This is a genomic window from Nocardia sp. NPDC001965, from assembly GCF_053594175.1.
In genome coordinates, this window is the sequence record NZ_JBSFDZ010000006.1 from 64091 (window position 1) to 75119 (window position 11029).

Genomic DNA, 11029 nt, shown 5'->3' on the forward strand with positions numbered 1-11029 from the left:
GACCGTCCACGACCGCCCTCTACCCACCGGTTAGGCGTACCTGCGCCTCCGCTCCGGCCGTGCGCGGACTGCGGATGGGCTCCGCCCAACTGCACCCGTTAAGGTGCAATTGACGTTAGGCCAACTGGCTTGTCACGAACGAGAGGACCATCGTGGAGATTTCGGGTTCCGCCGCCATCGTCACCGGGGGCGCGTCCGGTCTGGGCGCCGCCACCGCCAAGCGTTTCGCCGATCTGGGCGCCACCGTCTTCGGGCTCGACGTACCGCAGTCGATCGAGCGCGCCGGCGACAATGTGCCCGACGGGGTCACTCTGATCGCCGCTGATGTCACCAGCCACGAAGAAGTCGCCGCCGCCGTCGCCAAGGTGGTCGAATCGGGCACGCCGCTGCGTATCGTCGTCAACTGTGCCGGTGTCGGCTGGGCCGGTCGCATCCTGTCCAAGAACGGCCCGCACGATCTGGAGCTGTTCCGCACGGTCATCACCGTCAACCTGCTCGGCACCTTCAACGTGATGCGCCTGGCCGCCGACGCCATCGCCAAGACCGACACCGTGGACGAGGCCGGGCAGCGCGGTGTCGTCATCAACACCGCCTCCGTGGCGGCGTTCGAGGGCCAGATCGGCCAGATCGCGTACTCGGCCTCCAAGGGCGGCGTGCACGGGATGACCGTCCCGGCCGCGCGTGACCTCGCGCAGTTCGGTATCCGCGTCAACACCATCGCCCCCGGCATCATCGACACCCCGATGCTGGCCGGTGTCACCGAGGAATACCGCCAAGGCCTGGAGGCCGGGGTTCCGTTCCCGTCCCGGCTGGGTCGGCCCGACGAGTACGCGCAGCTCTCGCAGTACATCGTCGAGCACGACTACCTCAACGGCGAGACCATCCGGATGGACGGCGCGCTGCGCATGGCGCCGCGGTAATCCGCTATACGACGACGCCCGCCGTCCCGGAAATCCGGGGCGGCGGGCGTTCGCGTTCCGGGTGCGGGTCAGCCGGCGCTGCCGGTCGGCGGGCGCTGCCGGTCGGCCAGGCGGGCCCGCCACGCGTCGCAGACCGCACGGTCTGCCGACTCCCGGTCGTTGCCGTCGACACGGCAGCCCGCGCGTGTGTAGCCCTCGCGATCGAAACCGCGGCGATCGTAACCCCACCGGTCGTAGCCGTGACGGTCGTACCCGGCCCGGTCGCGCCCGAAACTGTCGAGCCCGTTCTCGTCGTAGCCGCCGCGATCACGCCCGAAAAAGTCGAGCCCGTCCTCGTCGTAGCCGTCGCGGTCGTAGCCGGAATGATTGAACCCGTCCTTGTCATAGCCGCCGCGGTCGCGCCCGAACCTGTCGTAGCCGTCCTTGTCGTAACCGTCGTGGTCGTAGCCGAAGGTGTCGTAGTCCCCGGAGACAGGAGCGAAATGCGTCGTGATCGGACCGGAAGCCGGCTCCGCCGACGCTGGTACAGCCACCAGGGCGGGTGCGGCGATCAGCGCGCCGAGCAACGCGGCCCGAAGCAATGAGTTACGTAGGCCGCGGCGCGGCGCGGTAGTGGTCGACATAATCGATCTCCTGTCCGGAACACAGTTCGCATTCCGGACGATCTATCGTTGACACTCCCCGATATTTTTACAAACCGCAGGTGAGAGGGATTCGGACGCCTGCGGCCAGATCGCAAGACGCGCAACGCGATCCGGGCGACGAGCCCGACCGGCCACTCCACACAGCTCACCGAACGCGCGAAATCGGTTGTACCGCAAGCGCTACCGGTGGCCGACCCCGAGATAGGCGGTAGCGCGATACCGCGGGTGAGCCGGACCAGCCGTTCGCCGGCCTACGATGCGGAGGCCGTGCGACGTGGCACGGCCTCCGTCTCGATCACAGGGTACGCGTCAGCCGGTCGGCGAGGATCTGGGCGAACTTCGCCGGATCCTTCAGCTCCCCACCCTCGGCCAGCACCGCCGTGCCGTACAGGAGTTCGGCGGTTTCGGTGAGCTCGGGAACCTTGCCCGCATCCGCGTCTTCTTTGCGACTGTCGTAGGCGTCGCGCAGACCCGTCACCAGCGGGTGGGTGGGGTTGAGTTCCAGAATCCGCTTGAACTGCGGCAATTCCTGACCCGAGGCCCGGTACATCCGTTCCAGCATCGGGGTCATATCGAAGACATCGCCCACCAGGCAGACCGGTGAGCTGGTCAGCCGGGAGCTGAGCCGCACCTCTTTGACACTGTCCGCCAGGGCTTTACCCAGCCAGGTCAGCACCTCGGCGAAATCCTTGTCCTGCTGTTCGCGCAGGGCCTCGGATTCCTTCTTCTCCTCCTCGGTCTCCAGATCGACCTCGCCCTTGGCGATCGACTGGAACGGTTTGCCGTCGAACTCCGGCACCTGCCCGACCCACATCTCGTCGACCGGGTCGGTGAGGATCAGCACCTCACGGCCCTTGGCACGGAACGCCTCCAGATGCGGCGACCGCTCCACCTGATCCCGGGATTCCCCGGTCATGTAGTAGATACCGTCCTGACCTTCCGGCATCCGCTCGACGTACTCGGCCAGCGTGGTCGCCTCGGTCTCGGAATGGGTCGAAGCGAAGGACGACACCTCCAGGAGGGTCTTCTGGTTGTCGAAATCGGAGAGCAGGCCCTCCTTGAGGACCCGGCCGAATTCCTGCCAGAAAGTACGGTATTTCGTCTGGTCCTCGGCGCGCTGCAGGTCTTTGACGTTGCTCAGCACCTTCTTGACCAGACGTTTACGGATCATCTGGATCTGCCGGTCCTGCTGCAGGATCTCGCGGGAAACATTGAGCGAGAGATCCTGCGCGTCCACCACACCTTTGACGAAACGCAGATACTCCGGCATGAGCTCTTCGCAGTTGTCCATGATGAACACGCGCTTCACGTAGAGCTGGACACCGCGCTTGTGTTCACGGGTGAACAGATCGAACGGCGCCTGCGAAGGCAGGAACAGCAGCGCCTGGTACTCGAAAGTTCCCTCGGCCTTGAGCGGGATGATCTCGAGCGGCTCGTCCCAGGCGTGGCTGACGTGTTTGTAGAACTCCTGGTACTCCTCATCGGACACCTCGCTGCGCGGGCGGGTCCAGAGGGCCTTCATCGAGTTGAGCGTCTGCTCCTCGACGACGGTCTTCTCCTCCTTCTCGTCACCCTCGCCCTCGGTGACGGTGCGCTCCACCTGCATCCGGATCGGCCAGGCGATGAAATCGGAGTACTTCTTCACGATTTCGCGGAGCTTGTGCTCCTGGGTGTAGTCGAAGAGATGATCCTCGGGGTCCGCCGGCTTCAGATGCAGCGTGACGGCGGTGCCCTGTGGCGCCTCGTCGAGAGTTTCGATGGTGTAGGTGCCCGAACCGGCGGCGGATTCCCAGCGCGTCCCGGTGGTCTCGCCCGCCCGGCGGCTGGTGAGCACCACCTTGTCGGCGACCATGAATGTCGAGTAGAAGCCGATACCGAACTGGCCGATCAGTTCCTCGGTCGCGGCCTCGGACTTCGACTCGTTCAGTTTCCGGCGGACCTCGGCGGTTCCGGATTTGGCCAGGGTTCCGATCAGGTCCACTACTTCGGCACGCGACATGCCGATGCCGTTGTCCCGGACGGTGAGGATCCGCTGGTCCTTGTCGACCTCCAGCTCGATGTGCAGGTCGTCGGTATCGACATGCAGATCCTTGTCCCGATAGGACTCCAGCCGCAGCTTGTCCAGCGCGTCGGAAGCGTTCGAGATCAGCTCCCGCAGGAACGTGTCTTTGTTGGAGTAGACCGAGTGGATCATCAGTTCGAGCAGCTGATGGGTCTCGGCCTGGAACTCGAGTTGTTCGACGTGCTCAGTCACGGTGGCCAATGATAATCAAGCCTGTGCGGGGCTCGTCCACAGGTCGGGCGGTGTTCCGGGGGCCGCCGCGAAATCGCTCAACGCGGGCACCTCACGTTCCGCACTGTGCTCCCGGGGTATCCGGGGATTCATCCATTCGCGCAGCACCGCGGTGGCCCGGACATCGTCCTCGTTGTACTCCAGCAGCCGCGTGCGCTGGGTGAGATCGGGTTCGGCGTCGTAGCCGACCGCCCGCCGATACCAGCTCATCGATGCCTCTCCCCCGGCCTCGGGATCGCGCCAGGCGAAGCCGGCCACGGGGGCGATCTTCTTGAGCCCTTTGCCGCTGGGGCAGATGAACTGATCGGTGACGGCCTGGAACATATCGACCCACTGGATGGAATCGACGAACTCGGTGACCTGTTTCTCGGTCGGCACGCCGGGGCGCCCGGCGAAGCGCCGTGCCGACTCGTAGAGCCATTTGTCCTCGGCGCTGCGTGAGTAGCAGTAGGCCGCGAAGGTCTTCCCGGCCGTCAGGGCCTGCGCCCTGATCTCCATCAACCATGTCCAGAATTCGCCGAAGGAGCGGCCCTCATCCTCGGTGGGCAGCGGATCCCAGGTGACGAACGCACGGTAACGCCCGTCGAGCAGAGTGCCCCACAGGTAGGCGCCGTCCTCCTGATAGCTCTCCAGATCGACGTCGACCTCGACATCGGCCCGGCGGACCCAGACCCGGTCGAACCGGCGTACCAGCGGCGCCCGGACCAGCCAGGCCCGCGCGGTGACCACGGTTTCCTCGAACGGGCCGTGTTGCCAGTCCTCGGGTTCGGGTCCCGACCACGCGGCGAGTTCGTCGATGGTCGTGACCCCGTGCCCGCGCAACACCTCGGCACGTGAACCCGGCGCCACCACGCTCACATCGCGGTGATCGTTCAGCCAGGCCTGGCAACCGCCTTCCGCGCCCCGGGTCCACCAGATGCACTGACGGCATTCCGGCACCTTCGAGGGCACGGTGTCCACCTGCCCGCGGACCACCGCGATCCGGTCGGCGAAACGGCTGTCGTAGTCGGGGAGAACGGTGTTCAGATCGTGGACCAGGATCCGGTCGAAATGGAACCCGATGACACCGCCGAGGGCCGTCGCCGGGGCCAGGCCGTGGTGTTCCAGCATTCGGTACACATGGGCCAGTCGCTGCTGGTCACGGGGCTGCTGGCGGAGTTTGCGGGCCCGGTCGGGAACGGGGTGCCAGTCGAACAGATCGGAGGTGAGTGGATGGAACTCGGCCGGTTCGGGGCGGCGGGGGTCGGTGACCTTGTGATTGACGACGATGACGGGGATGTAGCCGCCGTTGCGTACATCGCGCAGCAGGATCTCGGCGCCACCGCGACGACCGGACTCGGGCTCCAGGGGCAGCAGCCCGCCCCAGATCCGGGCGGCCCCGGCCGCGCAGGCACGCAGGGTGGCCGCGGCGCGGGCACTCGCCGACAGTGACGGGTCGATGACCACCCAGCTGCCGGGGTCGGCCGCCACCAGAGTGTCGCGCACCCGTTCGCGATGGGCCTGGGCCGCGGCCCGCCGCTGCTGGACCCCGGTGTCCTCACGTACCTCGGTGAGCTGTTCGGGATGCGCGGCATCGAGCCCGAGCCGATGCCGACACCCGATCAGGCCTCGGGCGTCGAGGTACGCGGGCCGGTCCGTACCGGCCGTTGTCCGCCCGGACGGCACGGGAGACTCCCGCCGCTCGCTCTCGGCGTCGGAGGGGTCTTCGCTGTCGACACTGCCCGGTTGCACGCAAGCAGTATGGTCCCTGCCCCCGACAGTCCACCCAATCGAGCATCCGGGAACGATATCGCCGCACCGGTACCGACAGCGTCTCTCGCCGGTTCGGCCGGGAACCCGATAGGGTGTCGGCGAACCGTGTGACACGGGTGGACGGTGCGGTTTTCCGTGTCGTATCGCCGTAGCGAACCAGCATTACGGAGGGCCTTCGATGGGGTTGTTCACCAAGCGCAAACGGCGGCCGAGTCGGCGGGCCGAGGCCAAGGCTCTCAAGCACAAGGCCGCGGTGGAGGCCAAACTCGCCGCGAAGAACGATCGGAAACGGCAACGCGCCGAAGCCCGTTCCCTGCGCAAGGTCGCCGACGCACAGGTAGCTGCTCTGCAGGCCGAGGAGAAGGCCGCCCTCAAAACGGCCGCGCGGGCCGAGCGGGATCCGTTCAGCCCCGGCCAGATCAAGAAATACCTCGGCGTGGCACGGGTACTGGTTCCGGTGCTCGCTCCGCTCGCCTACCGCGGCGCCACCTATGTGCGCGGACAGCTCGACGCCCGGCGAGCCGCGCAGCTCGGCGTCGGGGTGAACCAGCTCGGCGACTACGCCGGGCACGGCGGCCGGCTACAGGCCCGGATCGGCAATACCGAAGCCGCGCTGGACAAGATCGCGGCCGGGAAGGCCGGTAAGGACAAGGACACCCAGCAGTTCGTCGCCGACGCCCGCAACCGGCTCGACGCCCTCACCGCCGCCGTGCGCACCGCCGACCAGATGCCCGCCGGACGGCGGCGCTCGGTGTTCGCCTCCATCACCACGGAACTGTCCCGGATCGAGGCGGACGTACTCGCCCGCCTCGGCGTCGCCTGACCGCCGCCCGGTACCGATCGGCCACTGCCTCCCCGGATATCCGGCCCGGATGCGGGGGCCACGGCCGGGTCGGCGACGATGGACACTGCCCTGCTCACGCTCCGACCCGCCGGGCCCGGTCCGGTCGGCGAATCCGAAAGCCCGCGATGCCCAGCACCTACCCGACCCCCGCACTGCTGCGGGGCTGCGTGGTGGGCGCGACGACCGCAGCGCTGGCCATCGCCGCGCACGGCGCCGCGGGTGGCGGTTACCCCACCTCCGCCGGTGCGGCGTTACTGCTGATCACAGCGCTGGTGACCGGGGCTGCCGCCGGGTCGATCATCGGCGAAACCGGCCGGTGGGCGGCATCGGGCCGCGCCGTCGGAGTTCTCCTCGCGACCGGGCAGCTCGCCGGGCACTGGGCGCTCACCGCACTCGCCGGCCATCACGACACCGCCACCGGTGACGCGCTGTCTTCCTGGGCAATGATCACCGCCCACCTGATCGCCGTGACAGGCTGTGCGCTGGTGCTCACCGGCGCCGAACGGCTCTATCGAGCCGCGTCCTCGGTGGTCCGGGCGCTGCTCGAACCACTGCCCCCGACACCCGGTACACCCCGGGTCCTCAGCGCCGCGATCGTCGCGGTCGCGGCCCACCGCTCTCCGAACGGAGCGTCGGGTCCACGCGCGCCACCCGCGCGTACCGGCCCCCGCATCCCTGTTTCCCTCGGAGAGAAAGCTTCCAACACATGTCCCACGGGATCTCCCCCGTCCTGCGCCGGGGTCTGACCGCGACCTTCGCCGCGGGGTTCGTACTGGCCGGAGCCGGTACCGCCGCCGCCCACGTGAGTGTTTCCGCACCCGATGCCGAACCCGGGCACGGCACCGTCGCCACCTTCACGGTGCCGACCGAATCGGATACCGCCGCCACCACCTCGGTACGGGTCACCGTTCCGGAATTCTCCACCGCTCGCACCGAGCCGGTCCCCGGCTGGACCGCGAAGATCGACCGCAACGGCAACGACCAGATCACCGCGGTCACCTGGACCGCGAATCCGGGCAACCCGGGTATCCGGCCGGGTGAGTTCCAGCGTTTCGCTGTATCGCTCGGGCCGTTCCCGGAAGCCGATTCGGTCACCTTCCCGGCCGAGCAGACCTACAGCGACGGCACCGTCGTGCGCTGGAACGAGTCCGGCGACCACGATTCGGTGGAACATCCCGCACCTGTCGTCACCCTGACCGGCGTGGAAGCCGGTCACGGTGCGCACGGGGACGAAGCGGCCGCGGCACCTGCCGACTCGGGTAGCGACACCACGGCACGCTGGCTCGGCGGTATCGGTCTGGCGCTCGGCGCAGTGGGGCTGGGCGCGGGAGTCGGCGCGGTGATCCGGAGCCGGCGATGATCCATCGGACGACCAGGTGGGGCCGGCGCTTCGCGCTGGTCGCCACCCTGCTCATGCTGACCCTCGGCGCCGCGGCCGGTCCGGCCGCCGCCCACTCCGCGGTTGTGAGCAGCGACCCGGCCGACGGCGCGACCGTGGAGGTCGGGCCGCAGCAGGCCACCGTAACCTTCAACGAACCCCTGCAACCGAGCTTCCCGGCCATGACCGTGGTGGGCCCGGACGGGAACCTCTGGTCCCGCGGAGAGCCGGTCGTCGACGGGCGCAACCTGAGTGTCGAGGTCGGCGAGCTCGGCCCGGCCGGTGAATACCGGATGGCCTTCCGCGTCACCTCGGCCGACGGTCACGTCGTCAACGGTGAGCGCAGTTTCACGTTGAGCAAGGCCGGGAACGGTACCCCGGGTCCGGCGGCGGATGCGCAGGGCGGGAACGGCGGCTCGGGCGGCGGCATACCCGTGTGGGTGTACATCGTCGGGGCGATCGTGCTCTTCGGCGGCGGCCTCGCGTTCGCGCTGTTCGGCTCGAACCTGGGCAAGGGTGAGAAACGGCGGTGAGAAACGGCGTCCCGAGCGGAACCGACGATCGGATCACGCTCGGACTCGTGATCCCGGCGGGCCTGCTCGGGGTACTGCTGGCCTGGGCGCTCGGCGGTGTTCCGGCGGCTTCGATCGTACGGTTCTGCGCCGATATCGCCGGCGCGGCCGTTCTGGGTATCACCGTGCTGCCCCGGCTGGCCGAACGGATCGAGGTGCCGTGGCGGATGCTCGCGGCCCTGGCGGGGCTCTGGTGCTGCCTCGAATTCGCGACGCTGGTCTTCGCCGCCGGCGAAGTGGTCGGCTCGGGCGTGACGGCGCTGAGTCCGGCCGATTTCGGGACCTACCTGCTCCGGATCAGCGCCGGCCAGATCGGCCTGGCCATCCTGCTGGCGACCGCCGCGATCGCGGTGTACGCCGCCGTCGCCTTCCGGTCGCCAGGTCAGCGTTCGGCCGATCTGGTGCTGGTCTTCGCGGCCGTCTGCGTGACGCTGCGCCCGATCACGGGCCATATGTCTCAGCAGCCGGCCGGGTCGGTGCTGGCGGGGGTGCACGCCCTGGCGGCGTCGACCTGGCTGGGCCTGCTGCTGGCGCTGGGGCTGGTGGTCCGCGGGCGCCGCGGCTGGGCGGACGCGCTACCCAGGTACTCCTCGGTGGCACTGCCCATGATCGCGGCGGTGGCGCTGACCGGGGTGCTCAACGGCCTGGTGCGCCTGGGCGGGATCACCCCGTTCTTCACCACCGGCTACGGGCGGATCATGCTGGCCAAATCGGTCCTGCTCGTAGTCCTGCTGGTACTGGGCTGGTGGTGGCGCCGGAGCTGGGTGGTGGCGGCGGCCGCGCACCGGATCTCCGCGGAGGCGTCACTGCGGCGCGCGGTGCTGGAGGTTTCGGTGATGGCGGTGGTGTTCGGGCTGGCGGCCTCGCTGGCCGTCACCGGATAGCCTGGGCTCATGAGTGCCGGTACCCGATCCCCGAGTCCGCTGCAGCGGATCGGGTACATCTGCGGCCGGACCCTGCCCGCCGAGTACCGGGACTGGGTGCTGAACGATCTCACGGGGCCGGGCGCCACCCGGCGCTACCTGGTCCGGATGCTGGTCCCGACCGCACTGATATTGCTGCTGTTCCTGCTGGTACCGGGACCGCTGTGGATCGGGGCCTCGATGATGGCGCTGTTGCTGATCCCGCTGGTCTTCTTCACCGTGGCACTCACCTACGTCTTCCGGCGTAACCGGCTGGTGAAACACGGACTGGATCCGGAGCTGGCGGTGGCCGACGTCCGCCGCCGCGCCGCGGTCGAACGGGCCGCCTACGAGCAGCGGCACGGTCGCGCCTGAGTTACGACCGGGAATTCACCCTGGTGAGCGATTTCACACCGGCATAGCCTGGAGCTATGAACAAGCCGACTTTCAGGCAACGGATCGTCTACGATCTGGGCTTCGAGCTGCCCCCGGAGTTGCATGAATGGGTGGTTCAGGACCTCGTCGGCCGCGGAGCGATGAAACGCTACATGATCCGCTTCCTCGTGCCGATCATTCCGTTCTTCGTACTGATCCTGCTGTTCCCGGGACCCATGACGCTCAAGCTGGGCCTGATCGTGATGATGATCGTGCCGCTGATCGTCTTCGGAATCGCCCTGAGCTACGTATGGCGCCGGTTCCGCTTCGTGCAGCACGGGCTGGATCCGGAGGTGGTCGACAAGCAGAAGTTCTCCCAGCTCGATCGTGAGCTGTACAACCTTCGCTACCGCACTTAGCTGCTCCGCGCAGTCCCGCGAAATGCCCCGCGGCCGGGGGGCGATGCCCGCTGCCGCGTTCCACCCGGCAGAATCGGCAAACGTGACCGAATCAGAGCAGCAGGTGGCCACCGCGGATCTCGCCGACGAGATCGGGCCCGATATCCGCAGTTGTGACACCCAGTTCATCCAGTTCGGCGGCCGTCAGGTGTTCTCCGGCCGGATCGTCACGATCCGCTGCTTCCAGGACAACCTGCTGGTCAAGCAGACGCTCGGCGAACCCGGTGCCGGACAGGTACTGGTCGTAGACGGCGGGGCGAGTGTGCACACCGCACTGGTGGGCGACATCATCGCCGGCCGGGGTGTCGACAACGGCTGGGCCGGCGTCGTGGTGAACGGCGCGGTCCGTGACTCCGCGATTCTGCGGACCCTCGAGATCGGGGTGAAGGCCCTGGGAACCAATCCGCGCAAGAGCACGCAGACCGGCAGCGGCGAGAAGAACGTCCCGGTTGAGTTCGGCGGCGTGAGCTTCAACCCCGGCGACGTGCTCTACAGCGACCACGACGGAATCGTGGTCCGCGCCGAGTCCTGACCCGCGCCCGGCCGTCGCACCGTACCGGCGGCCGGGCCCGGACTAACCGGTGCCGACCCGCGCGGAATGACCGGCGATGGCGACCACGTCGCCGACCTTCAACTGCCGGCCACGGCGCAATTCGACTTCGTCGTTCACTCGCACCAGGCCGGCGGCGATAACTGTCTTGGCCTCCGACCCGGACTCGATCAGATTGGCCAGTTTCAGGAACTGTCCGAGCCGTATGGCGCCGTCGTCGATCGGCACATCGATTGGATCCGACATAGGTTCATGCTTACTCTCCCGGTCACGCCGCGTACCGACCGGCCCCGGCAAGCCGGCGATCCGAGGTCTCCGGTCGCGTAACAACAAGACTTTTC

Annotated in this window: 13 protein-coding genes; 9 read left to right on the forward strand and 4 right to left on the reverse strand. The window is 68.0% G+C overall.

The window, feature by feature from the left end:
* Nucleotides 1–152: 152 nt before the first annotated feature.
* Entirely contained in the window at nt 153–920 is a 768-nt protein-coding gene (locus tag ACWCPQ_RS11975; protein ID WP_449897488.1) for an SDR family NAD(P)-dependent oxidoreductase, read from the forward strand.
* A gap of 68 nt (nt 921–988) precedes the next feature.
* On the opposite strand, the gene ACWCPQ_RS11980 is transcribed toward ACWCPQ_RS11975, so the two are convergent.
* From ACWCPQ_RS11980 to ACWCPQ_RS11990, 3 genes are all read right to left on the reverse strand, one after another.
* Entirely contained in the window at nt 989–1543 is a 555-nt protein-coding gene (locus tag ACWCPQ_RS11980; protein ID WP_449897490.1) for a hypothetical protein, read from the reverse strand.
* A 316-nt stretch (nt 1544–1859) separates the two neighbouring features.
* The gene (gene htpG, locus ACWCPQ_RS11985) at nt 1860–3818 is read right to left on the reverse strand and encodes a molecular chaperone HtpG (RefSeq protein ID WP_449897492.1); all 1959 of its coding nucleotides are present in this window, start codon (nt 3816–3818) and stop codon (nt 1860–1862) included.
* Nucleotides 3819–3833: 15 nt separating this feature from the next.
* Nucleotides 3834–5522, reverse strand: a complete 1689-nt coding sequence (locus ACWCPQ_RS11990) for a TM0106 family RecB-like putative nuclease (protein WP_449897869.1) — start codon at nt 5520–5522, stop codon at nt 3834–3836.
* Between the two features lie 265 nt (nt 5523–5787).
* Here ACWCPQ_RS11990 and ACWCPQ_RS11995 point away from each other — a divergent pair, with 265 nt between their 5' ends.
* From ACWCPQ_RS11995 to rraA, 8 genes are all read left to right on the forward strand, one after another.
* Nucleotides 5788–6432, forward strand: a complete 645-nt coding sequence (locus ACWCPQ_RS11995; RefSeq protein WP_449897494.1) for a DUF6474 family protein — start codon at nt 5788–5790, stop codon at nt 6430–6432.
* Between the two features lie 146 nt (nt 6433–6578).
* A complete protein-coding gene (locus ACWCPQ_RS12000) occupies nt 6579–7199 on the forward strand; it encodes a hypothetical protein (RefSeq protein WP_449897497.1) in 621 nt (206 codons plus the stop codon).
* Nucleotides 7160–7813: a YcnI family copper-binding membrane protein gene (locus tag ACWCPQ_RS12005; protein WP_449897499.1), complete on the forward strand. Its 654-nt coding sequence runs from the start codon at nt 7160–7162 to the stop codon at nt 7811–7813. Before ACWCPQ_RS12000 ends, ACWCPQ_RS12005 begins: the two co-directional genes overlap by 40 nt.
* Nucleotides 7810–8364, forward strand: a complete 555-nt coding sequence (locus ACWCPQ_RS12010; protein ID WP_449897501.1) for a copper resistance CopC family protein — start codon at nt 7810–7812, stop codon at nt 8362–8364. The genes ACWCPQ_RS12005 and ACWCPQ_RS12010 overlap by 4 nt, the downstream gene beginning before the upstream one ends.
* Nucleotides 8361–9287 carry a CopD family protein gene (locus ACWCPQ_RS12015; RefSeq protein ID WP_449897503.1) on the forward strand — a complete coding sequence of 309 codons (927 nt, stop codon included), beginning with the start codon at nt 8361–8363 and terminating at the stop codon, nt 9285–9287. The genes ACWCPQ_RS12010 and ACWCPQ_RS12015 overlap by 4 nt, the downstream gene beginning before the upstream one ends.
* Nucleotides 9288–9296: 9 nt before the next feature.
* Nucleotides 9297–9680: a DUF5313 family protein gene (locus tag ACWCPQ_RS12020; protein WP_449897505.1), complete on the forward strand. Its 384-nt coding sequence runs from the start codon at nt 9297–9299 to the stop codon at nt 9678–9680.
* Nucleotides 9681–9736: 56 nt separating this feature from the next.
* Nucleotides 9737–10099, forward strand: a complete 363-nt coding sequence (locus tag ACWCPQ_RS12025) for a DUF5313 family protein (RefSeq protein WP_449897507.1) — start codon at nt 9737–9739, stop codon at nt 10097–10099.
* 43 nt (nt 10100–10142) lie between these two features.
* On the forward strand, nt 10143–10670 hold the full coding sequence (gene rraA, locus ACWCPQ_RS12030) for a ribonuclease E activity regulator RraA (protein WP_449897870.1): 528 nt from the start codon (nt 10143–10145) through the stop codon (nt 10668–10670).
* A gap of 42 nt (nt 10671–10712) precedes the next feature.
* Here the strand turns inward: rraA and ACWCPQ_RS12035 are convergent, their stop codons facing one another.
* On the reverse strand, nt 10713–10934 hold the full coding sequence (locus tag ACWCPQ_RS12035) for an RNA-binding S4 domain-containing protein (RefSeq protein ID WP_449897509.1): 222 nt from the start codon (nt 10932–10934) through the stop codon (nt 10713–10715).
* Between the last annotated feature and the right edge of the window lie 95 nt (nt 10935–11029).